The organism is Microbispora oryzae, assembly GCF_017896165.1.
Lineage (GTDB): Bacteria > Actinomycetota > Actinomycetes > Streptosporangiales > Streptosporangiaceae > Microbispora > Microbispora oryzae.
In genome coordinates this window covers 560,403-583,572 of record NZ_JAFCNB010000002.1, presented here as the reverse complement: position 1 = coordinate 583,572, position 23,170 = coordinate 560,403, and the positions used below count along the sequence as shown (strand labels likewise).

Here is a 23,170-nt window from a genome sequence, read left to right as displayed (position 1 = left end):
CACACCCCCACGCAAGGGAGCTCCACATGACGAACAACCCTGGTCGCCGCGGCTTCATCCTCGGTGGAGCCGTCATCGGCGCCGGTGCTCTTGTCACGGCCTGCACCAGCAACGAGCCGGCCCAGTCCGCCGCGACGACGGCGCCCGCCGCCGCGGCCGCTCCGGCGGGCGGCAACGACCAGCCCGGCACCCCGGTCACCATCGGGTTCTCCGCCCCCGCCGCCGACCACGGCTGGATCGCGGCCATCGCCAAGAACGCGCAGGACGCCGCCAAGCGCTACTCCGACGTGACGTTCAAGGCGGTCGAGCCGACCAACGACATCAACCAGCAGATCTCCGCGGTCGAGTCGCTCATCCAGGCCAAGGTCAACGTCCTGGTCATCCTGCCCAACGACGGCGAGCAGCTCAACCAGGTCGCCCGCCAGGCCATGGACGCCGGGATCCCCGTCATCAACCTCGACCGGGTCTTCCCCGACAAGCTGTCCTACCGGACCTGGATCGGCGGCGACAACTACGGCATGGGCGTGGCCGCCGGCCACTACATCGGCAAGACCCTCAAGGACAAGGGCGTGTCCAACCCGGTCATCCTGGAGATCCAGGGCATCGCCACCCTGCCCCTGACCCAGGACCGAAGCAAGGGCTTCGCCGACGCCCTCAAGACCTACGGCTTCACCGTGACCGCCCAGCAGGACGCCAAGTTCACCGTCGAGTCGGGCACCCAGGTCGCCGCCAACCTCCTGCAGGCCCACAAGAAGATCGACGCCATCTGGAACCACGACGACGACCAGGGCATCGGCGTCCTGGCCGCCATCAAGGAAGCCAACCGCAACGAGTTCTTCATGGTCGGCGGCGCCGGCTCGGCCAACGCCATGCGCGACATCCAGGCCGACAGCGGCGTGCTGAAGGCCACCGTCACCTACAGCCCCACCATGGCCGGCTCCGCCATCACCCTGGCCCGCCTCATCGCCCAGGGCAAGGGCATGAGCGACCTGCTGGAGAAGGAAGTCCCCCAGTCGCTCACCCTCGCCTCCGAGACCATCACCAAGGAAAACGCCGCGGAGTACCTGCCGCTCGGCTTCGAGTCCTGATCGGGGAGACATCTATGACAGACAGCAAGCCGACGCTCGGGGTCGGCATGGTCGGATACTCGTTCATGGGCCGCGTCCACTCAGAGGCGTGGCGCAACGTGAGCGCCTTCTTCGACCTGCCGGTCCGGCCCGTCATGGCCGCGCTCGGCGGCCGCTCGCGGGAGCAGGCGGCCGCCGCGGCCGCCTCGCTCGGCTGGGCGGCTGTGGAAACCGACTGGAAGCGGCTGATCGAGCGCGACGACGTGCAGATCATCGACATCTGCACTCCGGGCGACTCACACGCCGAGATCGCCATCGCCGCGCTCGCGGCCGGCAAGCACGTGCTCTGCGAGAAGCCGCTGGCCAACACCGTGGCGGAGGCGGAGGCCATGGTCGAGGCGGCGCGTGCCGCGGCGGCGCGGGGCGTGCGCAGCATGGTCGCGTTCAACTACCGCCGGGTCCCGGCCGTGGCCCTGGCCAGGAAGATGGTGGCCGAGGGCAGGATCGGCGAGGTCCGGCACGTGCGGGCGCAGTATCTCCAGGACTGGATCGTCGACCCGGAGTTCCCCCTGGTCTGGCGGTTGCAGAAGGACAAGGCCGGCTCCGGGGCGCTCGGCGACATCGGCGCCCACATCATCGACACCGCGGAGTTCATCACCGGCCGCAACCTGGTCGGCGTGTCCGCGGTGACCGAGACCTTCATCAAGGAGCGGCCCCTGGCCGAGGCGTCGAGCGGCCTCGCCGCCAGCAGCACCCAGGAGAAGGGCGAGGTCACGGTCGACGACGCGGCGCTGTTCCTCGGCCGGTTCGAGGGCGGTGCGCTCGGGTCGTTCGAGGCCACCCGGTTCGCCACGGGCCGCAAGAACGCGCTGCGCATCGAGGTGAACGGCTCCCTGGGCAGCCTGTCGTTCGACTTCGAGGCCATGAACGAGCTGTGGTTCTACGACAGCTCCGAGTCCGACGCCGGCTTCCGCCGGATCCTGGTCACCGAGCCGGACCACCCCTACGCGGGTGCGTGGTGGCCGCCGGGCCACGGCCTCGGGTATGACCACACGTTCGTCCACGAGGTGAAGGACTTCCTGGAGGCCGTCGCCGAGGGCGTCGACCCCGCGCCCTCCTTCGAGGACGGGCTGCGGGTGCAGCGGGTGCTCGCCGCGGTCGAGGAGAGCGCGGCCCACGAGTCTCGCTGGACGGCGCTGTGACTGGCGCCGAAAGTGGCATGAGGGTTACCTACATGAGCAGGAGCGGGAGATGACGCGACCGATCACGCTGTTCACCGGCCAGTGGGCCGACCTGCCCTTCGAGGAGGTCTGCCGGCTCGCCTCCGAATGGGGCTACGACGGCCTGGAGATCGCCTGCTGGGGCGACCACTTCGAGGTCGACAAGGCCCTCGCCGACGACTCCTACATCGAACGCAAGAAGGAGACCCTGGCCAAGTACAACCTCCAGGTCTGGACCATCTCCAGCCACCTGGTCGGCCAGGCCGTCTGCGACCACCCCATCGACGAACGCCACAAGGGCATCCTGCCCGCCCGCATCTGGGGCGACGGCGAACCCGAAGGCGTACGGCAGCGCGCCGCCGAGGAGATCAAGGACACCGCCCGCGCGGCGGCCAAGCTCGGCGTCAGCACCGTCGTCGGCTTCACCGGCTCGTCGATCTGGCACACCCTGGCCATGTTCCCGCCGGTGCCCCCCTCGATGCTCGAGGCCGGATACCAGGACTTCGCGGACCGGTGGAACCCGATCCTCGACGTCTTCGACGAGGCCGGCGTCCGCTTCGCCCACGAGGTGCACCCCAGCGAGATCGCCTACGACTACCACACCACCGTGCGGGCCCTGGAGGCCATCGGGCACCGCCCGGCCTTCGGCCTCAACTGGGACCCCTCCCACATGGTGTGGCAGGGCCTGGACCCGGCGGGCTTCATCCTCGACTTCGCCGACAAGATCTACCACGTCGACTGCAAGGACGCCCGGGTGGCCACCCGCGACGGCCGCCGCGGCCGCCTGGCCTCCCACCTGGCCTGGTCCGACCCCCGCCGCGGCTGGGACTTCGTGTCCACCGGCCGGGGCGACGTGCCGTGGGAGGAGTGCTTCCGCGCCCTCAACCACATCGGTTACGACGGCCCCATCTCCATCGAGTGGGAGGACGCCGGCATGGACCGCCTCCACGGAGCCCCCGAGTCCCTCGCCTACATCCGCTCACTCAACGCCATCACCCCGCCCGCCGCGTCGTTCGACGCCGCCTTCTCCTCCGACTGATCACTCGCGCCGGGGCCGGGTGGGCGACCACCTGGCCCCCGGCACGGGAGGTCAGAGTGGGTCGAGGAAGGTCAGAGCAGGGAGAGCTGGCCGGAGCCGGCCAGCGGGTCGCGATACTTCCTGAGGTGCCGCCAGCGGGGCAGATCGTCGAGATACGACCACGACAACCGGTGATGGGGCGTCGGACCGTGCTCGGCGAGCGCCGCCTGGTGAACGGGTGACGGATAGCCGGCGTTGCCCTCGAAGCCGAACGCGGGATGGTCGGCGCCGATCTCCGCCATCATGTGGTCGCGCCGCACCTTGGCCAGCACCGATGCGGCGGCCACGGTCACGGACCGCCGGTCGGCCTTGACCTCGCACCGCACCCGCCAGGGCGCGCCGAGGAAGTCGTGCGCGCCGTCGAGCACGACGACGTCGGGCCGGACCGGCAACGCCTCAAGCGCCCGGCGGGCCGCCCGGCGCAGCGACTCGGTCATGCCCACCTCGTCGATCTCCTCAGGCCCCGACTCCCCGAAGGCGTACGACGTCAGCCAGCCGGGCAGCACCCGCGCGAACGCCTCCCGATGCGCCGCGGGCAGCAGCTTCGAGTCGGTCAGCCGGACGGAACGCCCGCGTCCGGGCACCTCGGGCGGCGGGCTGAGGTCGGTCACGGCCGCGCAGACGACGACGGGCCCCGCCCAGGCCCCCCGGCCCACCTCGTCCACGCCCGCGATGACGGACGCCCCGGAGGCCCGCAACTCCTCCTCGATCCCGTATCCGGCGGGCTCGGGGCGGGCGTCCTGGGCCGCGTCCGCCGGGCCGGGCGCGTACGGGTCCTGATCCACACGGGGGTCCATCCGCTCATCATGGCAGCACTCGGGGCCGGTCCGAGCGGGGCCACACATACGGCAGGTCGTCCGGCTCGCCGGGGAAGAGCGGCCGGTAGAACTCGGGGTCCTTCCTGAGCAGGGCGGACCGGTGGCTGAGGTGCAGGGCGGGATCGCCGAGCCAGGGCGGCAGGTCGCCGGCGGCGGCGAGCTCCTCCTGGGTGCGCGGCACGGCCGTGCCGAGGAGGGCGCGCAGTTCGCGGGTCAGTGTGGCGGCGCAGGTGTCGGCCCGGCCCGCGGCGCTCCAGACGGAGCAGACCTCCAGGCCGTAGCGGACCAGGGCCTCCTCATATCCCGCCCACATGCGCGCGACCGGATGATGCCGCCAGCCGTACCCGGGCACGGTCAGCGAACGCAGCACCTGGATGACCTCGACCCGCTGCTTGCCGAGGCGGCGGGGGTCGAGCACGCGTGCGGTGGCCGCGAAGTCCGGGTACGGCAGGAACGTCTGCATCCACCGGTCGCGTACCCGCCCGGCGGGCGGCCATCCCCGTGGGCCGGGAGATCTCCCGGCCGGCGGCGGCGCACCGGGGAAGTATCAGTCGAAGACGACGATCTGCCGCAGGACCTCGCCGTCGCGGAGCGCGGCGACCGCCTCGTTGAGGTCGCCGAGCCGGATCCGTGAGCTGATCATGCGGTCCAGGTCGAGCCGGCCCGCCCGGTAGAGGTTCACGAGCAGCGGGAAGTCGCGGCGCACGTCGGCTCCGCCGTAGAGGGAGCTGAGGATGTTCTTGCCCTCGAACAGCAGGCTGAAGGCGTTGAGCGGCACCTGGTCGTCCACGGCCCCCGCCCCGACGACGATCACGTCTCCGCCGCGCCTGGTGGCCTGCCAGGCCGTCATGATCGCGGCGGACCTGCCCACGGCCTCGAAGCCGTAGTCGAAGCCCCGGCCGCCGGTCAGGGCGCCGACGGCCTCCGTCAGCCCGTCGGGCGTGCAGGCGTGGGTGGCGCCGACCTCCAGGGCCGGCCGGTGCTTCGACTCCAGCGGGTCGATCGCGAGGATCGTGGTGGCGCCGGAGATCCGGGCGCCCTGGATCACCGCCAGGCCGACCCCGCCGCAGCCGACCACCGCCACCGTCGTGCCGGGCCGTACCTTCGCGGTGTTGACCACCGCGCCCACACCGGTCGTGATGCCGCAGCCGATGAGGGCGGCCACCTCGTACGGCACATCGGGGTCGACCCCGATCGCGCCCTGCCACGGGACGACGATCTCCTCGGCCCAGGTGCCGCAGCCGGCCATGCCGAAGGCGGGGGTGCCGCCGCCGAAGCGGAATCGGGGCTCGGCGAACGACTTCGCCAGGTAGGCGGTGCAGAGGTTGGGCTGACCGCCGAGGCAGAGCGGACAGGTCCCGCACGCGGGCGTCCAGCTGACGATCACCCGGTCGCCCGGCCGGACCGAGGTCACGCCCTCGCCCACCTCGACGACGTCGCCCGCGCCCTCGTGCCCGGGGATCACGGGCAGCGGCATGGGCAGCACGCCCGTCAGGACCGACAGGTCAGAATGGCAGACGCCGGTCGCCCTGATCCGCACGCGCACGTCGCCCGGCCCGAGCGGGGTGAGGGTGAAGTCGTCGCGGATGTCGAGGGCCGCGTCGCCGACAGCGTGCAGGAGCGCGCCGAGCACGGGAGAGGCTCAGTCGTCCTCGAGCGCCAGCGCGGCCTTGGGGCAGGACCGCACGGCGTGGCGGACGCGGTCGAGCAGCTCGGCGGGCGGCTCCGGCATCAGGACGTTGAGCTGGTCGTTGTCGTCGACCTCGAAGACCTCCGGCGCGAGGCCCATGCAGACGGCGTTGGCCTCGCACACGTCGTAGTCGACCTTGATCTTCACGCCCAGCTCCTCCTCAGGTCCGGCTCGTGGTCCCGCCGCGCCGTCGCGATCCGCGAACGCCGCTCCACGAAGGGAAAGTAGAACACGGGCCACGGGGGCCGACAAGAGCCGGAGTGACGCGGACCACCCCGCGGTCGGTAGGGTGCCACCGCGACGGCCGTACGAAGGGACCACGATTGACCGCCACGATGCCGGAGAACCTGCGCCTTCTCGCCGAGCGGGCCAGGGGGTTCATGCCGCCGGATGAGGGTCTGGCCCTGTTCGAGGCCGCCTGCGCGTACGGCGGGCGGGGGCCGATCTGCGAGATCGGCACCTACTGCGGGAAGTCCGCGGTCTATCTCGGCGCGGCCGCCCGGGTGACCGGGTCGGTGGTCTTCACGGTCGATCACCACCGCGGGTCGGAGGAGATCCAGCCGGGCTGGGAGCACCACGACCCCGAACTGATGGATCCCCGCTTCGGCCGGATGGACTCGCTGCCGTTCTTCCGGGAGACGATCGCGACCGCCGGGCTGGAGGACGAGGTGATCGCCGTCGTCGGGGCCTCGGCGACCGTGGCGCGGCACTGGCGCACTCCGCTGGGCATGCTGTTCGTCGACGGCGGCCACTCCGACGCGCCGGTCACCGCCGACTACGAGGGCTGGGCGCCCCATCTGGCCGTGGGCGGGGCGCTGGTCTTCCATGACATCTACCCCGACCCGGCCGACGGCGGGCAGGCGCCGTACCGGGTCTATCTGCGCGCCCTGGCGTCGGGCGACTTCACCGAGGCGGGGGTGACCGGTTCGCTGCGGGTGCTGGAACGGGTCCGGGCCGGCTGACCGTTCCCCGCTCGCGCCGGTTCACGTCGGTCTACGCCCGGTCACGCGCGGGCGCGCTCGCAGCCGCAGCCGTCCACGGCTCCCGCCTGACGGGCTCCGGCGTCCCGGAAGACACCCGAGCCGGGAGTGGCCCGGGCGAGCGCGTCGGCGGCGAGGATCACCGCGGCGGCGGTGTAGCCCGACCGCTCGTGCGGGAAGTGCCGCTCGTCGGCGAACTGCCAGCCGGTCCAGTACGACCCGTCCGCGTGGCGCAGGTGCTGCATGTCGGCGAACACGGCGAGGGCGCGGTCGCGCCGCCCCGCCGCGTCGAGCGTCATCACCAGCTCGCACGACTCCGCCCCGGTCACCCAGGGTTGATCCGCCACGCAGCGGACGCCGAGCCCCGCCACCACGAACGTGTCCCACTCCAGGTCGAGCCGCTGGGCCGCCCGCGGTCCCCGGACGGCTCCGCCGAGGACCGGGTAGTACCAGTCCATCGAGAAGCGGCTCTTGTCGGCGAACGCCTCGGGGTGATCGAGCAGCACGTGCCCCAGCCGGTCGGCGGCCAGCTCCCAGTCGGGCTGGGGGTCGCCCAGCCGTTCGGCCAGCAGCACGCCGCAGCGCAGCGCCTGATGGATCGACGAGCAGCCGGTGAGCAGGGCGTACGGCGCGGGCCTGCCGTGCGCGTCGCGCTCCCACACGATCTCGCCGCGGGGGGTCTGGAGCTCGACGACGTAGTCGAGGGCCCGCACCACGATCGGCCACATCTCCCGGGCGAACCGCTCGTCGCCGGTGACGAGCAGCTCGTGCCACACGCCGACCGCGACGTAGGCCGCGTGGTTCGACTCGCCGCCGAGCTCGACGGGCCGGCCGCCGGTCACCTTCATCGGCCAGGAGCCGTCCGGCCGCTGGTGCGCGGCCAGCCAGGCGTAGCCCCGGCGGGCCTGCGCCCGCAGGCCGGCCACGGTGAGGGCCATGAGGCACTCGACGTGGTTCCAGGCGTCCACATGGCCCTCGGGCCACGGCACGCCGCCGTCGTCCTCCTGGATCGCGGCGATGCTCTCCGCCGTACGGACGACCTGCTCGGGGGTGATGATCCCGTCGACCGCCGGCAGGCGGGTCATGCGGGCTTCCGGACGTAGACCACCACGCTCTTGCCGATCACCGGGTTGAGCACCGCCTCCGCCAGCCGGGTGGCGAGAGGGCGCTTCATGATGTCCCACACCAGCAGCTCGTGGTAGGCCCGGGCCAGCGGGTGGCCGTCGTCGTTCACCCCCACCGCGCACTTGATCCACCAGTACGGCGTGTGCAGCCCGTGGGCGTGGTGGTGGCCGCCGACCTCAAGTCCCGCCGCCTTGAGCTTCGCCCGGAGCTCGGCCAGCGTATAAATCCGGATATGTCCGCCAGGGGCGGTGTGGTAGTCCTCGGACAGTGCCCAGCAGACGCGCTCGGGCAGGAAGCTCGGCACCGTGACGGCCGCCCGCCCGCCCGGCTTCAGCACGCGGACGATCTCCCGCATGGCGGTCATGTCGTCCGGGATGTGCTCCAGGACCTCGGCGGCGATCACCCGGTCGAACGACGCGTCGGGGAAGGGCATGCGCAGCGCGTCGCCGACCACGGTGTCGCCGGACGCTCCCGAGGGGATCTCGCCCTCCTTGTCCATCGCCGCGAACATCGCGGCGACGCCCTCCAGCTCGGCCGCGTCCATGTCGAAGGCCACCACGTCGGCGCCCCGGCGCAGCACCTCGAAGGCGTGCCTGCCGCCTCCGGCGCCGAGGTCGAGAACGCGGTCCCCAGGACCCACGGGCAGCCGGTTGAAGTCGACGGTCAGCACCCGCCCCACCTTTCGTGATCTCGTCGTGCGCGGCCGTTCATGCGCGAGCCGTGCGAACCCTGTCGCGGAGGGAGCTCAGCGGGAGGCGGCACGGGCCGCGATGGCCTCGCGATACGCCTCGACCGTGCGCCTGGCCACGACGGGCCAGGCGTACCGCTCCATCACCCGGTCGTAGCCCCTGCGCCCGACGGCCTCCCGCTCCTCGGGGGAGTCGAGCAGGCGGCGCAGGGCCGCGGCCAGCTCCTCCGGGTCGCCCGGGGCGACCTGTACGGCCGCGTCGCCGACGACCTCGGGCAGTGCCCCGGTCCTGGAGGCGATCAGCGGTGTGCCGCACGCCATGTGCTCGACCGCGGGCAGCGAGAAGCCCTCGTAGAGCGAGGGGACGACCGACACCTCGGAAGTGGCGATCAGCTCGGCCAACTCGTCGTCGGAGATGCCGTGGACGAACCGCACGCGGTCGTGCAGCGACAGCTCGTTCACCAGGGTCTCGGTCGGGCCGCCGGGCGTCGGCCTGCTGACGACGGTGAGGTCGACGTCCCGTTCGGTGGCGAGCTTGGCGATCGCCCGCAGCAGCGTCGCGACGCCCTTCATGGGAGAGTCGGCGCTGGCGACGGCGACCACGGACCCGGGCCGCTTGGGCAGGTGGGGCCGCGGGTGGAAGCAGCGGGTGTCCACGCCCAGGGGGATCAGCCGCATGTTCGACTGCGGCACGTTGAAGTCGCGGTGGATGTCGGCGAGGGACGACTCGCTCACCGTGAGGATGGGGCTGAGCCGGGGCGCGACGACGCTCTGCATGCGGACGAACCCGTACCAGCGGCGCATCGTCAGCCGCTTCCAGCCCGTGGCCGCCTCGAGCTCGATCCGCCGGTCGACGCTGATGGGGTGATGGATGGTGCCGACCACGGGAAACAGCTTCTGGATGCCGAGCAGGCCGTAGCCGAGCGTCTGGTTGTCCTGCACCACGTCGAAGTCGCCGCGCCGCTTCTTCAGCTCGCGGTAGGCGCGGAGGCTGAACGTCAGCGGCTCGGGGAAGCCCGCCGTCCACATGGTCGCGACCTCGAGCGCGTCGATCCAGTCGCGGTACTCGCCCGGCTTGGGCGTGCGGAACGGGTCGTCGTCGCGGTAGAGGTCCAGGCTCGGCACCTTGTTGAGGATCACGCCCTCGTCGAGCTCCGGATAGGGCTGCCCCGAGAAGACCTCCACATGGTGTCCCAGGGCCACCAGCTCGCGGCTGATGTGGCGGAGGTAGACCCCCTGGCCCCCGCACGTCGGCTTGCTGCGGTACGAGAGCAGCGCGACTCGCAGCCTCTCCGTCAAGCGGCACCCCTTTCCGTCGTGCCCCTGGGGGCGGCCACCGAACCCTACCATTTGCCTTTAGATTGGACAGGGTAGGGCGAAATGGAGTCTCGATCTACCCGCACCAGCCCCGAACTGCGCCGTTAGCTTAGTCGAATGCGGTTCTATAGAACGCGTTCTCGTGGACCTGGCGCGAGCGGATGAGGTCCGGAGACGGGCATGGCGGTACATTCGCCTCTCACGACCAGGGTTGGCCCGACGAGGAGGATCTCTTGGCCAAGCGTGCGCTGCTCACCGGCATCACCGGTCAGGACGGCTCCTATCTCGCCGAGCATCTCCTCGGCGCGGGATACGAGGTGTGGGGCCTGGTCCGCGGGCAGGCCAACCCCCGGGTCTCCCGGGTGCGCACGCTGCTGCAGGACGTGCGGCTGGTCCGCGGTGACCTGCTCGACCAGGGCTCCCTCATCTCGGCCGTGGAGAAGGTGCAGCCCGACGAGGTCTACAACCTGGGCGCCATCTCCTTCGTGCCGATGTCCTGGGAACAGGCGGAGCTCACGGCCGAGGTGACCGGCATGGGCGTGCTGCGCATGCTGGAGGCGATCAGGGTGTGCTCGGGCATCACCGCGTCCCGGGGCACCGCCGCCGGTCAGACCAGGTTCTACCAGGCCTCGTCGTCGGAGATGTTCGGCCAGGTCAGAGAGACGCCGCAGACCGAGCGCACGCCCTTCCACCCCCGGTCCCCGTACGGCGTGGCCAAGGCGTACGGCCACTTCCTGACGCAGAACTACCGCGAGTCGTACGGCATGTTCGCGGTGTCGGGCATCCTGTTCAACCACGAGTCGCCCCGGCGCGGCGCCGAGTTCGTCACCCGCAAGGTCTCGCTCGGGGTGGCCCGGATCAAGCTGGGCCGGTCGCGCGAGCTGCGCCTCGGCAACCTGGAGGCGCGCCGCGACTGGGGCTTCGCCGGCGACTTCGTCCGGGCCATGCACCTGATGCTCACGGCCGGCGAGCCGGAGGACTACGTGATCGGCACCGGCCGCACCCACTCCGTACGCGAACTGGTCGAGGCCGCCTTCGGCGCCGCGGGCCTCGACTGGGAGCGATACGTGGTGACCGACCCGGGGCTGCACCGCCCGGCCGAGGTCGACCTGCTGTGCGCCGACCCCAAGAAGGCCCGCACGCAGCTCGGCTGGGAGCCCACCGTCTCGTTCGAGGACCTCGTGGCCATGATGGTGGAGTCGGACCTGCGCCTGCTGGCCGGCGGGGGCGACCCGGGCCAGGACTCCTCCTGGCCCTGAGCCGCCCGCGCGCCGCCTACCCGAGGGTGACGGGCAGCGTCTTGGTGCCGTTGATGAAGAAGGACCGCAGCCGGGCGGCGGGACCCGCCTGGCGGATCGCCGGGAGGCGCTGCGCGAGCACCTCGAACAGCACCCGCAGCTCCAGCTTCGCCAGGTGGTTGCCGAGGCAGAAGTGGGCGCCGCCCCCGCCGAACCCGATCTGCGGGTTGGGGTTACGGCCCACGTCGAAACTGCCGGGCCGGTCGAACACCTCGGCGTCCCGGTTGGCCGAGGAGTAGAACACGACCACCTTGTCGCCCTCGGCGATCTTCTGGCCGTCGATCTCGGTGTCCCTGGTCGCCGTACGGCGGAACAGGTTGACGGGGGAGACCCAGCGGACGACCTCGTCGGCGGCGGTCGCGGCCAGCGAGGGGTCGGCGACCATCCGCTCCCACTGCTCCGGGTGCTCGAACAGGGCCAGCATGCCGCCGGACGCCGCGTTCCTGGTTGTCTCGTTGCCCGCCACGAGGAGGAGCAGCACGAACACGTCGAACTCGTCCGTGGTCAGCACCTCGCCGTCGTCGGCGGGTTGGAGGAGCCGGGTCGCGATGTCGTCCTTCGGCTCCCGCGTCCTGGCCTCGGCCAGCTCGTGGGCGTACGCGTAGACCTCGGCCGCCGCCACGGCCCCGTCGTCGGGCCCGCTCCCGTAGTCGGGATCCTGGCTGCCGATCATGCGGTTGGACCACTCGAAGATCTTGTCGCGGTCTTCCAGGGGCGCGCCGAGGAGCTCGCAGATCACGTAGAGGGGCAGCGGGGCCGCGATGTCGCGGACGAAGTCGACCTCCGGCTTGCGCAGGGCCTCGTCCACCAGTTCGTGGCAGACGTCCCTGATGTGGTCTTCGAGCCGGGAGATGACCCGCGGGGTGAAGCCGCGGTTGACCAGCGACCGCCGCCGGGTGTGCTCCGGCGGGTCCTGGTTGAGGATCATCAGCCGCTGGAGCGCACGCTGCTCCTCGGGCAGCTCGTCGAACAGCGCCAGCTTCCGGGCCGAGGAGAACAGGTCGGAGTGGCGCGAGACGTGTACGACGTCCCGGTGCCTGGTGATCGCCCAGAATCCGGGCCAGTCGCGCTCGGGGTCTCCCTCGTGCCAGAAGACGGGACTGTTCTCCCGCAACCAGGCGAACTGGTCGTGGGGGACCCCATGCCTCGCGTAAAGGTCCTGGTCGACGAGATTGATCTCCATGCACCCACCTGATCTGGTCACGCCGCCCCTCGAGAGCGCGGCGCCGAGACAGGGCGGAACCCGTCCTCGCTCGGGGGGAGGCTGCTCGATGAAACCTGTTTCATAACGGTACCCCGGCGGCGGCGCGTCCGGGGGTGACGAATCCCTGGCGCCCGCCCGTCGCGGACGGGAATGTCGGCGGGATTTGGTAGACCTGGGCCATGGGAGTGAGCATCGAAGAGTTCCTCGAAATGCTGGCCACGCTGCCCGGCGTCGAGCAGGCGCACACGAGCGAGTGGACCGCGCTGAAGGTGCACGGCAAGGGCTTCGGCTACCTGTGGGAGCGGACCGAGACGGTCGGCCTCAAGGCGACCATCGAGGAGCAGCTCGCCCTGGTCGCCGAGCGTCCCGAGGTGTTCGAGCCGCAGTTCACCGCCGGACGGTTCGGCTGGGTCGTGGTCCGTCTCGCCGGGATCGACGCCGACGAGCTGCTTGAGCTGGTCACCGAGGCCTGGTGCCTGACGGCGCCCAGTGATCTCGTCGAGGCCCACGAGGCCCGGGTCTGGCCGGGCATCCGGGGCGTCGCCGGCTGAGCGGGCCGCCCCGGGATCGGGCCGCCCGGGAGATGGGGCCGCCCGGGAGATGGGGCCCGCTCACAGCACCCGGCGCAGCCACTCCTCGACGTCGGCGATGTGGACGGTGGCCCACGAGCGGGCGACGTCCGGGCGGCGGGCCGCGATGGCCTCGTAGATCGCGATGTGCTGTTCCCTCGTCCGGCCCTGCGAGCCCTCCTGGGTGAGACCCCGCCACACCCGCGCCCGGGCCGTCGGCCCAGACAGGCCCTCGATCAGCGAGCGGAGCACGGGATTGCCCGACCCGGCGGCGATGCGCTGATGGAACTCCAGGTCGTTGGCCATGAGCTCCTCGGCGCTCGGCTCCTCCGGCAGGGAGTCGAGGATCTTGCGGAGGTCCTCGATGTCGTCGTCGGTCATGGTGGTGGCCGCCATGGCCGTGGCGGCCGGTTCGAGGATCCGCCGCACCTCGAAGAAGTGCAGGACGCTGTCGTCCCGGTGGAAGTCCACCACGAACGACAGCGCGTCGAGCAGGAGGTGGGGCTCCAGACTGGTGACGTAGGTGCCGTCGCCCTGCCGTACGTCCAGGACGTTGATCAGGGCGAGGGCCCTGACGGCCTCACGGAGCGAGTTGCGGGACAACCCCAGCCGCTCGGCGAGGTCGGCCTCCTTGGGCAGGCGGGCGCCGGGGCCGAGCTCGCCCGAGATGATCATCTCTTTGATCTTGTCGATCGCCGCGTCCGTGACCGCCACGCATGCACTCCCAGATTCCGCCGCTGACAGGGATAGCCCGGCCGTCTCGGCTCGTACATCGGATGTTCACGAGTCTACGGCGACTGGTCCTCGGGAGCTCATCCCGCGGGTGAGCGATCTCGTGCCGACTGCCCGGCGGCACGGCGCGGGCCCCCGGCTCCCCGCCGGAACACAGCCGGAGCACGCCCCGGAACGCGCCCCTGAAACGGGACGCGGAATGCGGGCGGGAGCACCGCCCGGAATGCGGGGCGGAAGGAACTGTAATCGGTTCTCGTCAGATGCCCGGCGGTCCTTCCCTGTCCCGTGGCGGATGGGGCTGCGGCCGTACCGGACGGTGGCGCGAAAGGCGGCGCGCCCGGTGAGCGGGAGGAAACAGCCCGATCAGAAATCGGCGAGCAGCCGGGAGGCCGCCAGCTCGATCCGGCGCTGGATCTGATCGTAGGTCCGGCGGCCGTGCAGCATTTCGAGCAGCTCCTGCACCCACACCCCGGACAGCGAGCTTGCCAGCCCGAACTGCTCCTCCGAGGCGTTCTCGACCATGAGTCCGCCGCCCGCGACCCGCAGCAGCAACCCCGCCATGCGGTCCCCGAAGGGGGCCTCGACCTCGGACATGACCAGGGATCGGATCAGGGCGTCGGCCAGTTCCGGCTCGCGCATCAGGCCGCGGGTGGCCCGCATCAGCACGTCGACGGCCCGGCCGGCCGGGGTGGCGGCACCGGGCGGGCGCCGCTCGATGCTCGCCTCAAGCAGGTCGATCTCCTCGCTCACGACCGCCACCACCAGGTCCATCTTGGACGGGAAGTAGCGGTAGAGCGTGCCGAGCGCGACGCCCGCGCGCTCGGCGACGGTGCGCATCTGCATGGCCTCGACGCCGCCACGCGACGCGAGCGCGGCGGCCGCCTGGAGGATGCGCCGCCGCCGCTGGCGCTGGCTCCTGGTGCGCACGACGGGGGCGCCCGGCGGGCCTGAGGCGGGGGATGCGGCAGGGTTCGGATCGGGGGCCGGGGCCGGGCCCGCGGGCGGGACGGCGTCCCCGTCGGAACGCTCCCGCGGCAGTGACGCGGGGAGGTCGGCGACGCCGTGTGAGCTGGGCATGGGAACACGCTATCCGATGCCCGCCCCCGACCGGTTCGTTACTCACCGGTCGGAAATAGGGGCACGTCGGCGTTTTCGTGGTTTCGCCGCGCCGCCAATGCCACGCCGTCAATGGTGTGTGGCCGGGGTATCGGCGGGAATCGGTATTGGAACGCGTTCTAGTTGAGGTGAAGCGGTTCTCAGTGGCTGACGATCGTGGGTACGGCGAAGAACACGATGAGCGCGATGGCCAGGCAGATGAGGAACCCGAGCAGCTCCCACACCCAGTCGTAGTGCCGGTCTTTCCCGCGGTGGCCCGGCTTCCTGGCCGTGGCGGCCGACGCCGCGGACGCTCCCGGCGCGACCGGTGTGGCCTGGCTCGGTGAGCCCTGCCCATTTGGCCCCTGACGCGGCGGCGTGCTCCGGCGCGGCGAGCCCTGGCCCGTCGTCCCCTTGACGGCCGCGCCCTTGCCCGCTGTCCCCTTCGCCCGGTGCGCGGCTCCGGTCGCCCGGCCCCGCTTCCCGCCGGCCGTCCTGTCCCCGGCCGTCCCGCCGCCGGGAGTGCCCGGCGCGACGGGCGGGGGCGTGAGGGGCGTGGGTGAGGGAGACGCGAGGGGTTCGGCGAACGAGCCGGCGGGCGGAGCCGAGAGCGGCATCCCGCCGCCGATCGCCGGGAACGTCTCGGTGTCCCGGCCGCTCTCGCCGCCGTCCAGCGGACTCCTGACGTCCGTGTCGGCGGCCCGGCTGCCGGCGGTGCGGCTGCCGGCGGGCCGGAACAGGTCGGAGGCGCTGAACGCGTCGGGCTGCCTGACCGGTTCGGAGGCGCTGAACGCGTCGGGCTGCCTGACCGGTTCGGAGGCGCTGAACGCGTCGGGCTGCCTGACCGGTTCGAAGGGGCTGAACGCGTCGGCCTGCCTGACCGGGTCGGAGGGGCTCACCGGGTCCGAGGCGCTGACCGGGTCAGGCGTCCGGAAGGGGTCGGACGTCCGGAACGGGTCGGCGGGCCGGAACGCGTCGAACACGTCGGTCGTGGGCTCCGGCGCCGGCTCGGCCGAGCCCTGGCCGGCCGGAGGCGTCGCGCCCGGTGCGCCCGCCGCACCGGTGGTCATGGCCGCGCCTGCCGTGGGACCGGCCGCTCCGGCTGACGTCGAACCGGCTGCCGCGGCTCCCGCTGTCGTGGGACCGGCCGCCGCGGGTGACGTGGATCCGGCGGGCGACGGCCTGGCCGGTCGCTTGCGCCGGGGGAGGCTCTCGCCGAGCGCGCTGAGCACCGAGCCCCGGAGCTTGGGCAGGGGCTCGGTCGCGGCCTCGTGCCGCGCCCTGCGCCGCCGGTCGGAGGAGCCGTCCGAGGTGGTCCCGCGACCTTTTATGACGTCGGCCTTGACCACGATCGTGTTGCTGACCTGATTGGGGTCGCTCAGCGGCAGGGGCCAGGTGGGCGAGGTCGGCCAGAGCTTCCGGTCGGCGCCGCCGGGGCCCGTGGCCGTGCCCTGACCCTCGTACGGCAGCGCGGACAGGACGCGGTCGCGCACCGAGGCGGCGGGGCGGCGCCAGGGCAGCCGGGCCAGCACGTCGTCGACGGGCGCGACGTTGATCGCGTCGTAGACCTCGGCGACCTCGGGCGTCATGTACGGCGCGGACCGCGCCGCGGCGACCGCCGTCTCCAGGGTCTGGGCGAAGCGGCGGCGGGCGCCGTACGTCAGCTCCTCGGCCGTGTCGCGGGCGACGTCGAGCACCGCCGACAGCTCGGCGGTCTCCAGGCCGCACACCGCCGACAGCAGCAGCACCTCACGCTGGTGCGGCCGGATGTCGCGGAACACCCGCTCGATCAGGGCGGTCGCGGGATCGGCGACCGAGTCGACCGCGGGCAGGGCGTAGCTCACGTCGCGGCGGTAGATCTCGCGGCGGGCCAGCGTGTACAGGGCGGCCCGCGACGGCGGCTCCGCCGGCGGGGCGGAGGTGAAGACGGCGACCACGGCGTCACCGGCCGAGGAGGTCTCGCCGAGCTGGTCGTGGCAGTACGCGAACAGCCCTGCGGCGTGACGCTCGTAGAGCTCTGCGATCAACTCGCTCCGGGAGCGCTGACCGGTGAGTGGTGCAGTCACGACCGGCTCCTGGGGTTGGTGACGAAGGGTGTAGTGAGACGTGAGGCCCATCATGCCAAGACAACAGGTGGCAGCGCACCACTGGATGCCCTTTTGATAGATATTCGGGCCTGACTTCGCGCAGCGTACGCCCTGCTTGGTGTCGGGGCGCTGCGGACAGAAGGGATGTTCCCCCCGTAGGCTGGCGGGCGAATCGTCCGGCCCGCAAGGGGGAGGCGAAGGGGTAGGCGCGGCCGTTCGGGGAAGCTGCGGGACGCTCGCGTCGTTCGCACATCCGCCGGAATTCGAGAACGAGGATCCCTTTGATCACATTCGAAGGCGTCACCAAGCGCTACCGCGACGGGACCGTGGCGGTCGACGACCTCGACCTCGAGGTGCCCACGGGAGCGATCACCGTGTTCGTCGGACCGTCGGGGTGCGGCAAGACCACCTCGCTGCGGATGATCAACCGCATGCTCGACCCCACCTCGGGGCGGATCACCCTGGACGGCCGGGACGTGCGGGAGATCGACCCGCCCACGCTCCGGCGCGGCATGGGGTACGTGATCCAGCAGGCCGGGCTGTTCCCGCACCGCAAGATCGTCGACAACGTGGCCACGGTCCCCTACCTGCTGGGCTGGGACCGGAAACGGGCCCGCGCGCGGGCCATGGAGCTGCTCGAACGCGTCGGTCTCGACCCCAAGCTCGCCGGGCGGTACCCGTTCCAGCTCTCCGGGGGTCAGCAGCAGCGGGTCGGGGTGGCCCGGGCGCTCGCCGCGGACCCGCCGGTGCTGCTCATGGACGAGCCGTTCAGCGCCGTCGACCCGGTCGTCCGGACGAGCCTGCAGGACGAACTGCTCCGCCTGCAGGCCGAACTCCGCAAGACGATCGTGTTCGTCACCCACGACATCGATGAGGCGATCAAGCTGGGGGACACCGTGGCCGTCCTGCGCGTCGGCGGGCGGCTGGCCCAGGTGGCCGGGCCCGCCACGCTGCTCGCCGAGCCCGCCGACGAGTTCGTCCGCGGCTTCCTCGGCCGCGACCGGGGCATCAGGAGGCTGTCGTTCATCTCGGCCAAGGAGGTGCGGCTCGGCCCGGTGCCGCCCGATCTGGTCCTCGACGAGGACGGCCGTCCCCTCGGCTGGCGCTCCGGCGGCGGGCTCGCGCCGTACGGGACGTTCGATCCGGAGACCGACTCGCTGCGCGCGGCGCTCGACGCGGCGCTGCTGGCGCCGAACGGGATGGCGATCGCCGTGGACGGCGAAGGCCGTGCCCGCGGAGTGGCAGGACGCGACGCGCTCGACGAGCTGTTCGCGGCGTACGCGGGCGGAGCGTCCGGGCCTCGCGCCGACGGGGACGCGGAGCGGGCGGACGCGTGAACGGAGAGCCAATCGTCCGCTGGGACTGGGTCGCGCGCAACTGGGCCAACGGGAGCCCCTCGGCCATCAGCGCCCTGCTCGGCGGGCATGTGGTGATGGCCTTCCTGCCGGTGGTGCTCGGCCTGGCCGTGGCCCTTCCGCTGGGGCTGGCCTGCGTCCGGTGGCCCCGGCTCTACCAGCCGACCGCCGCCCTGATGAACGTGACCTACTCGCTCCCGTCGCTCGTGCTCTTCTCGATCTTCCTGTCGGTCACCGGTCTGACGCAGGCCACCGTCGTGATCCCGCTCACCTTCTTCGCGCTCGCCGTGCTGATCCCGGCGGTCGTGGACGGGCTGACGTCGGTGCCCGAGCACGTGCGGCAGTCCGCCGTCGCGATGGGTTTCCGGCCCGTACGGCGGCTGCTGCTGGTGGAGCTGCCGGTGGCGGTGCCCGTAGTGCTGGCCGGGTTGCGCGTGGCGACGGTGTCGAGCATCAGCCTCGTCAGCCTCGGCGCGCTGATCGGCCAGGGTGGCCTCGGCAACCTGTTCATCGACGGCTGGCAGCGGCAGTTTCCCACCCCCATCGTCGTGGGCATCTCACTCGTCCTGCTGCTCGCCGTGGCCTCCGACGGAGTGCTCGTGCTCGCGCAGCGGCTGCTCACCCCCTGGTCCCGGGCACGGAGGTCGGCGTGAACTGGCTGTCCGGCTTCTTCGGCGATCCCGCCAACTGGTCGGGGCCCGACGGCATCCCGGCGCGGCTGCTCGAACACCTGGAGTTCTCCGCCGCCGCCTTCCTGATCGCCGCGCTGATCGCGGTGCCGCTGGGCATGCTCGTCGGCCACACGGGGCGGGGCGCCCTCCTCGTCGTGGTCTCGGCGAACGCGGCCCGCGCGCTGCCCACGCTGGGCCTCCTCGTGCTCGTGGTGCTGCTCATCGGCGTCGGCACGGTGCTCCCGGTCCTGGTCCCGCTGGTGGTGCTTGCCGTCCCGCCGATCCTGGTCAACACCTACGAGGGCGTGCGCGGTGTCGACCCCGACCTGCGCGACGCCGCGTACGGCATGGGCCTGCGCGGCCGTCAGGTGCTGCTCAGGACCTCGGTCCCGGTCGCGCTGCCGCTGATCCTGCTCGGCCTGCGGCTCGCCGCCATCCAGGTGGTCGCGACGGCGACCGTGGCGGCGTTCGTCGGCCTCGGCGGGCTGGGCCGGTTCATCATCGACGGCCTGGCCACCAAGGAATACCCCAGCGTCATCGGGGGAGCGGTTCTGGTCGCGGCACTCGCCCTGGCCGTCCAGTTCGCCTTCACGGCGATCGACCGGATCGCCGTGTCCCCCGGTGTCCGGGCGCGTCCCGGCCGGGACACGGAGATCGCGCGTTAGGAAATCCCAGCCGGGCCGCCGTGGTTGGGCCTTACCGTGTCCGGCTCCGGCCACATGTCCGGGTTCTGTCGGTCCCGTGTGTTAGTTCTGGGGGGCCGGCAAGGCATGGCCGTGTGAAGCGGCCAAGGGGTGAAGAGGAGGTGGGCCGGGATGGGTCCGCTAATCTCCTATTTGTCCCCAAGAAATGAAGGGAACATGATGAGACGCTTCATCGGCGCCGCGGCGGTCTTCCTGACCGCGGCGCTCGCGCTATCCGCGTGCGGCGGGGGCTCCGACCCGCTGTCCGCCACTCCGTCCTCCGCTCCGGCGAGCTCGGGCGGGGCCTCCGCCAAGGTCGTCGTGGGCTCCTTCAACTTCCCCGAGAGCGTGCTGCTCGGCTCGATCTACGCGCAGGCCCTGACCGCCAAGGGCGTGCAGGTCGAGGAGAAGCCCAACATCGGCAGCCGCGAGGTCGTCTACGACCAGATCAAGAGCGGCGGCCTGACCGTGCTGCCGGAGTACATCGGCTCACTGCTGGCCTTCCTCGACAAGAACAGCACGGCGAAGACCAAGGAGGAGATCCTCGCCGGGCTCACGGCCAAGCTCCCCCCGGAGCTCGAGGTCCTCGACCCGGCCGAGGCGCAGGACAACAACTCCCTGACGGTCACCAAGGAGACCGCCGGCAAGTACGGGCTGAGCACGATCAGCGGCCTGGTCAAGGTGGCCAAGGACTTCACGGTCGGCGGCCCGCCGGAGTTCAAGAAGCGCCAGGAGGAGAACTTCAAGCAGGTCTACGGCCTGGAGTTCAAGGAGTGGAAGTCCACCGGCGACACCACGGCAGACGCGATCAAGAGCGGCACCGTCCAGGTGGGCAACGTCTTCACGACCGACCCCAAGATCGTCCTGGACGACCTGGTGGCGCTGCAGGACGACAAGAACGCCTTCGGCTCCGACAACATCACCCCGATCGTCTACAAGCCGGGAGTGAACGACACCGTCGTCTCCACGCTCAATGCGATCTCCGCCAAGCTCGACACGGCGACCCTGCTGTCGCTGATGAAGCGGATCTCCGTCGACAAGGACGACCCGCCGGCGGTGGCCAAGGACTGGCTCACCCAGAACGGCCTCGTCTGATCGCCGCCGGGGGCGGGGGCGCGCGGCGCCCCCGCCCCCGGGCGCGATCTCCCCGTCCCGCCGCGCGGCGGGACGGCCCGCTACGGTCGGGTGGGAGGCCTCGGAGCGGACGGCGGCTGTGGCAGGACGAGGGCCGCGGCGGGACGAGGGCCTGACAAGGCGAGGGCGTGAGGCGGAGTGACCGGTCTTTTCACGGAGGCGATGGGTCAGCTGGCGGCCGGGGTGGCCGTGGTCACGGTCAGGGACGACCGCGACGACGTCGGAACGACGGTCGCGACCCTGATGTCGGTGTCGCTCGACCCGCCCCTGGTGCTGGTCAGCCTCGCCTCGTCGGGCTATCTGGCCGAGGTGCTCCTCCGCCGCGACCGCTGGGCCGCGAGCCTGCTCGCCGACGGCCAGCAGACGGTCGCCTCACGGTTCGCGACCCCCGGCCGTCCCAGCGCCCGGCTGCTGCTCGCGGGCGTGCCGCACCATCGCGGGGCGCACAGCGACGCCCTCGTCGTGGACGGCGGGACGGCGGCGATCGAGGCGGAGACCACCCAGGTCGTCCCCGCCGGCGACCACACCCTCTTCGTCGGGCGACTGCTCGCCGTCGACTACGTCGACGCGGCCCGGCGCCCGATCGTGCGGCTGCGCTCCCGCTACCGCCCGGTCCCCTGAGCTCCGGGAGCTTCTAGCGGATGGTCCAGGTGCCGGGGAGCACGAGCGGTCCGTGGGAGGGCAGCCCGAGCTCGGCGGCCAGGCGGGCGAGCGGGCCCCACGCCTCCAGGCGCAGCCGCGCGGCGGCCGAGCGGTCCTCGCTCGACTCCGGCGGGCGCAGCCGCTCCAGCGGATGCATCCGGGGGTGGCTCCGCACGGGCGTGCCGGCCGGGAGCCCCGCCTTCTTGCGGGCCAGGACCAGGGCGTCCTCCAGGCCGCCGAGCTCGTCGACGAGGCCGGCCTCGGCGGCGTCCGCGCCGGTCCAGACCCGGCCCCGGGCCAGCTCGTGGGCCCGTTCGCGGCTCAGCCCCCGCCCGTCGGCCACCTTGCCGACGAAGTCGTCGTAGACGCGGTCGAGCCAGGCGTTGACCCGCTCCCACTCCTCGGCGGAGAACGCCCGCGCCGGGGAGAACATGCCGGCGTTCGCGCCCTCGGACACCGACTCCGTCACCACGCCGAGCTTGCCGAGCAGCTCACCGACGACCGGCTTGCCGCCGAACACGCCGATCGATCCGGTCAGCGTTCCCGGCTGGGCCACGATCGCGTCCGCGGCCATCGCGACGAAGTATCCGCCGGACGCGGCGAGGTCGCCCATCGAGACGACCACGGGCTTGCCGGCCCGGCGTGCCAGCACGACCTCCCGCCAGATGGCGTCGGAGGCGACGTACGACCCGCCGGGGCTGTCCACCCGGAAGACGATCGCCTTGACCCGCTCGTCCCTGCGGGCCGACCGCAGCGCGGCGCCGATCGTGTCGGAGCCCATCGCGTCGCCGCCGCCCAGCGGCGAGCGGCCGCTGCGGCCGAGACGGATCATTCCGGTGCCGTGGACCAGCGCGACGACGTCGCCGCCGGGGCGCGGCAACCGCCTGGTCCTGGCCGTCTTGGCGTACCGGGAGACGTAGAGCAGGTGCGTCCCCTCGCCGGCGGTCTCCGCGTAGACCTCGTCGCGATACTTCAGCGCGTCCACGAGCCCCGCCTCGACCGCCTCCGGGCCGATGAACGGCCCCTGGTCGATCAGCTCGCGCACCCGGCCGGGATCGAGCGACCGCCCCTCGGCGATGCCGGCCGTGATCTGCTCGGTCACCGACTCGGCGATCCGCGCGGTGGACTCCCGGTGCGGCTCGGTCATGTGGTTCTGGGTGAACGTGTTCGCGGCCGTCTTGTACTCGTGCCGCTGGCCGAGCTGATACTCCACGCCCGCCTTCGCCAGCGCGTCGCGGAGGAACCGCTGCTCAAGGGTCACGCCGGTGAGGCCGACGTCGCCGGACGGCTGCAGGTAGACCCGCTCGAAGACGCTGGCGAGGTAGTACGGCACGGTGCCGGCGCCGAACTCGCCGAACGTCTCCGCGTACGCGACCGTCCGCTTGCCGGCCGCCCGCAGCCGCAACACGGCGGCGCGCAGCTCCTGCACCATGCCGAGGCCGATCGGGTGGCCGCCGATCCGGACGATCAGGGCGACGACCCGGGGATCCTGCCGGGCCCGCCGGAGACCGGACAGCACGTCGGCGAGGCGCGGCTTGCGCATCGACAGCAGCGCGCCGACCGGGTCGGCCGGCGGTCCCTCCGCCAGGCCCTCGGTGAGATCGAGCTCCAGCACGAGCGGAGCGGTACGGCGCTGCCGCAGCTTGTCGACGGTCTCCACGATCGTCCTCGTCGCGTCCATGAATGCCACCATAAGCGACGGTTTCCGGGGTGCCGC

General features: G+C 72.0%; 23 protein-coding genes. 11 read left to right on the top strand and 12 right to left on the bottom strand.

The window, feature by feature from the left end; translation table 11 throughout:
* The first annotated feature begins 26 nt into the window (after window positions 1–26).
* The 3 genes from JOL79_RS06130 to JOL79_RS06120 are packed head-to-tail and all read left to right on the top strand — an operon-like array spanning window position 27 to window position 3,326.
* Window positions 27–1,088: an ABC transporter substrate-binding protein gene (locus JOL79_RS06130; protein WP_210154645.1), complete on the top strand. Its 1,062-nt coding sequence runs from the start codon at window positions 27–29 to the stop codon at window positions 1,086–1,088.
* A gap of 14 nt (window positions 1,089–1,102) precedes the next feature.
* Window positions 1,103–2,269 carry a Gfo/Idh/MocA family protein gene (locus JOL79_RS06125; RefSeq protein WP_210154644.1) on the top strand — a complete coding sequence of 389 codons (1,167 nt, stop codon included), beginning with the start codon at window positions 1,103–1,105 and terminating at the stop codon, window positions 2,267–2,269.
* 49 nt (window positions 2,270–2,318) lie between these two features.
* On the top strand, window positions 2,319–3,326 hold the full coding sequence (locus JOL79_RS06120; protein ID WP_210154643.1) for a sugar phosphate isomerase/epimerase family protein: 1,008 nt from the start codon (window positions 2,319–2,321) through the stop codon (window positions 3,324–3,326).
* A 71-nt stretch (window positions 3,327–3,397) separates the two neighbouring features.
* Here the strand turns inward: JOL79_RS06120 and rnhB are convergent, their stop codons facing one another.
* The 4 genes from rnhB to JOL79_RS06100 all read right to left on the bottom strand — a co-directional run bounded on the left by rnhB (window position 3,398) and on the right by JOL79_RS06100 (window position 6,020).
* The gene (gene rnhB, locus JOL79_RS06115; RefSeq protein WP_210154642.1) at window positions 3,398–4,162 is read right to left on the bottom strand and encodes a ribonuclease HII; all 765 of its coding nucleotides are present in this window, start codon (window positions 4,160–4,162) and stop codon (window positions 3,398–3,400) included.
* A 7-nt stretch (window positions 4,163–4,169) separates the two neighbouring features.
* Window positions 4,170–4,646, bottom strand: a complete 477-nt coding sequence (locus JOL79_RS06110; protein WP_210154641.1) for an MSMEG_6728 family protein — start codon at window positions 4,644–4,646, stop codon at window positions 4,170–4,172.
* 84 nt (window positions 4,647–4,730) lie between these two features.
* The gene (locus JOL79_RS06105; RefSeq protein WP_210154640.1) at window positions 4,731–5,816 is read right to left on the bottom strand and encodes a Zn-dependent alcohol dehydrogenase; all 1,086 of its coding nucleotides are present in this window, start codon (window positions 5,814–5,816) and stop codon (window positions 4,731–4,733) included.
* Between the two features lie 9 nt (window positions 5,817–5,825).
* Complete coding sequence (locus tag JOL79_RS06100) at window positions 5,826–6,020, bottom strand: ferredoxin (protein ID WP_210154639.1); 195 nt, start codon at window positions 6,018–6,020, stop codon at window positions 5,826–5,828.
* Between the two features lie 188 nt (window positions 6,021–6,208).
* Here JOL79_RS06100 and JOL79_RS06095 point away from each other — a divergent pair, with 188 nt between their 5' ends.
* Window positions 6,209–6,835 carry a class I SAM-dependent methyltransferase gene (locus JOL79_RS06095; protein WP_210154754.1) on the top strand — a complete coding sequence of 209 codons (627 nt, stop codon included), beginning with the start codon at window positions 6,209–6,211 and terminating at the stop codon, window positions 6,833–6,835.
* 41 nt (window positions 6,836–6,876) lie between these two features.
* Here JOL79_RS06095 and JOL79_RS06090 read toward each other — a convergent pair whose 3' ends face one another.
* From JOL79_RS06090 to JOL79_RS06080, 3 genes are all read right to left on the bottom strand, one after another.
* Window positions 6,877–7,938 (bottom strand): glycoside hydrolase family 15 protein, encoded by a 1,062-nt coding sequence (locus tag JOL79_RS06090; RefSeq protein ID WP_210154638.1) that lies wholly within the window; start codon window positions 7,936–7,938, stop codon window positions 6,877–6,879.
* Window positions 7,935–8,648 carry a class I SAM-dependent methyltransferase gene (locus tag JOL79_RS06085; RefSeq protein ID WP_210154637.1) on the bottom strand — a complete coding sequence of 238 codons (714 nt, stop codon included), beginning with the start codon at window positions 8,646–8,648 and terminating at the stop codon, window positions 7,935–7,937. Before JOL79_RS06085 ends, JOL79_RS06090 begins: the two co-directional genes overlap by 4 nt.
* A gap of 75 nt (window positions 8,649–8,723) precedes the next feature.
* Complete coding sequence (locus JOL79_RS06080; RefSeq protein ID WP_210154636.1) at window positions 8,724–10,016, bottom strand: glycosyltransferase family 4 protein; 1,293 nt, start codon at window positions 10,014–10,016, stop codon at window positions 8,724–8,726.
* Between the two features lie 200 nt (window positions 10,017–10,216).
* Between JOL79_RS06080 and JOL79_RS06075 the strand changes: the two genes are divergently transcribed.
* Entirely contained in the window at window positions 10,217–11,242 is a 1,026-nt protein-coding gene (locus JOL79_RS06075; RefSeq protein ID WP_210154635.1) for a GDP-mannose 4,6-dehydratase, read from the top strand.
* Window positions 11,243–11,258: 16 nt separating this feature from the next.
* Here JOL79_RS06075 and JOL79_RS06070 read toward each other — a convergent pair whose 3' ends face one another.
* Window positions 11,259–12,464 carry a cytochrome P450 gene (locus JOL79_RS06070; RefSeq protein WP_210154634.1) on the bottom strand — a complete coding sequence of 402 codons (1,206 nt, stop codon included), beginning with the start codon at window positions 12,462–12,464 and terminating at the stop codon, window positions 11,259–11,261.
* Between the two features lie 200 nt (window positions 12,465–12,664).
* Between JOL79_RS06070 and JOL79_RS06065 the strand changes: the two genes are divergently transcribed.
* Window positions 12,665–13,036, top strand: coding sequence for an MmcQ/YjbR family DNA-binding protein (locus tag JOL79_RS06065; RefSeq protein ID WP_210154633.1), 372 nt, complete (start codon window positions 12,665–12,667; stop codon window positions 13,034–13,036).
* A 60-nt stretch (window positions 13,037–13,096) separates the two neighbouring features.
* Here the strand turns inward: JOL79_RS06065 and JOL79_RS06060 are convergent, their stop codons facing one another.
* From JOL79_RS06060 to JOL79_RS06050, 3 genes are all read right to left on the bottom strand, one after another.
* Window positions 13,097–13,768 (bottom strand): FadR/GntR family transcriptional regulator, encoded by a 672-nt coding sequence (locus JOL79_RS06060; RefSeq protein WP_210154632.1) that lies wholly within the window; start codon window positions 13,766–13,768, stop codon window positions 13,097–13,099.
* Between the two features lie 381 nt (window positions 13,769–14,149).
* Window positions 14,150–14,713 (bottom strand): TetR family transcriptional regulator, encoded by a 564-nt coding sequence (locus JOL79_RS06055; RefSeq protein ID WP_372446726.1) that lies wholly within the window; start codon window positions 14,711–14,713, stop codon window positions 14,150–14,152.
* Between the two features lie 329 nt (window positions 14,714–15,042).
* A complete protein-coding gene (locus JOL79_RS06050) occupies window positions 15,043–16,947 on the bottom strand; it encodes an RNA polymerase sigma factor (RefSeq protein ID WP_210154630.1) in 1,905 nt (634 codons plus the stop codon).
* A gap of 302 nt (window positions 16,948–17,249) precedes the next feature.
* Here JOL79_RS06050 and JOL79_RS06045 point away from each other — a divergent pair, with 302 nt between their 5' ends.
* The 5 genes from JOL79_RS06045 to JOL79_RS06025 all read left to right on the top strand — a co-directional run bounded on the left by JOL79_RS06045 (window position 17,250) and on the right by JOL79_RS06025 (window position 21,432).
* Window positions 17,250–18,305: an ABC transporter ATP-binding protein gene (locus tag JOL79_RS06045; protein ID WP_210154629.1), complete on the top strand. Its 1,056-nt coding sequence runs from the start codon at window positions 17,250–17,252 to the stop codon at window positions 18,303–18,305.
* Window positions 18,302–18,976 carry an ABC transporter permease gene (locus JOL79_RS06040; protein ID WP_210154628.1) on the top strand — a complete coding sequence of 225 codons (675 nt, stop codon included), beginning with the start codon at window positions 18,302–18,304 and terminating at the stop codon, window positions 18,974–18,976. The genes JOL79_RS06045 and JOL79_RS06040 overlap by 4 nt, the downstream gene beginning before the upstream one ends.
* On the top strand, window positions 18,973–19,659 hold the full coding sequence (locus JOL79_RS06035; protein WP_210154627.1) for an ABC transporter permease: 687 nt from the start codon (window positions 18,973–18,975) through the stop codon (window positions 19,657–19,659). The genes JOL79_RS06040 and JOL79_RS06035 overlap by 4 nt, the downstream gene beginning before the upstream one ends.
* A gap of 195 nt (window positions 19,660–19,854) precedes the next feature.
* Window positions 19,855–20,772, top strand: coding sequence for an ABC transporter substrate-binding protein (locus tag JOL79_RS06030; RefSeq protein ID WP_230984247.1), 918 nt, complete (start codon window positions 19,855–19,857; stop codon window positions 20,770–20,772).
* A gap of 177 nt (window positions 20,773–20,949) precedes the next feature.
* Window positions 20,950–21,432: a flavin reductase family protein gene (locus tag JOL79_RS06025; RefSeq protein ID WP_307848347.1), complete on the top strand. Its 483-nt coding sequence runs from the start codon at window positions 20,950–20,952 to the stop codon at window positions 21,430–21,432.
* Window positions 21,433–21,445: 13 nt separating this feature from the next.
* Here the strand turns inward: JOL79_RS06025 and sppA are convergent, their stop codons facing one another.
* Entirely contained in the window at window positions 21,446–23,134 is a 1,689-nt protein-coding gene (gene sppA / locus JOL79_RS06020; RefSeq protein ID WP_210154626.1) for a signal peptide peptidase SppA, read from the bottom strand.
* Window positions 23,135–23,170 lie beyond the last annotated feature (36 nt).

Bases quoted from the DNA above. Each gene is read 5' to 3' on its own strand.
- JOL79_RS06130 (WP_210154645.1), top strand. From the start codon at position 27: ATGACGAACAACCCTGGTCGCCGCGGCTTCATCCTCGGTGGAGCCGTC.
- JOL79_RS06125 (WP_210154644.1), top strand. From the start codon at position 1,103: ATGACAGACAGCAAGCCGACGCTCGGGGTCGGCATGGTCGGATACTCG.
- JOL79_RS06120 (WP_210154643.1), top strand. From the start codon at position 2,319: ATGACGCGACCGATCACGCTGTTCACCGGCCAGTGGGCCGACCTGCCC.
- rnhB (WP_210154642.1), bottom strand. From the start codon at position 4,162: ATGGACCCCCGTGTGGATCAGGACCCGTACGCGCCCGGCCCGGCGGAC.
- JOL79_RS06110 (WP_210154641.1), bottom strand. From the start codon at position 4,646: ATGCAGACGTTCCTGCCGTACCCGGACTTCGCGGCCACCGCACGCGTG.
- JOL79_RS06095 (WP_210154754.1), top strand. From the start codon at position 6,209: ATGCCGGAGAACCTGCGCCTTCTCGCCGAGCGGGCCAGGGGGTTCATG.
- JOL79_RS06090 (WP_210154638.1), bottom strand. From the start codon at position 7,938: ATGACCCGCCTGCCGGCGGTCGACGGGATCATCACCCCCGAGCAGGTC.
- JOL79_RS06080 (WP_210154636.1), bottom strand. From the start codon at position 10,016: ATGGTAGGGTTCGGTGGCCGCCCCCAGGGGCACGACGGAAAGGGGTGC.
- JOL79_RS06070 (WP_210154634.1), bottom strand. From the start codon at position 12,464: ATGGAGATCAATCTCGTCGACCAGGACCTTTACGCGAGGCATGGGGTC.
- JOL79_RS06065 (WP_210154633.1), top strand. From the start codon at position 12,665: ATGGGAGTGAGCATCGAAGAGTTCCTCGAAATGCTGGCCACGCTGCCC.
- JOL79_RS06030 (WP_230984247.1), top strand. From the start codon at position 19,855: ATGATGAGACGCTTCATCGGCGCCGCGGCGGTCTTCCTGACCGCGGCG.
- sppA (WP_210154626.1), bottom strand. From the start codon at position 23,134: ATGGACGCGACGAGGACGATCGTGGAGACCGTCGACAAGCTGCGGCAG.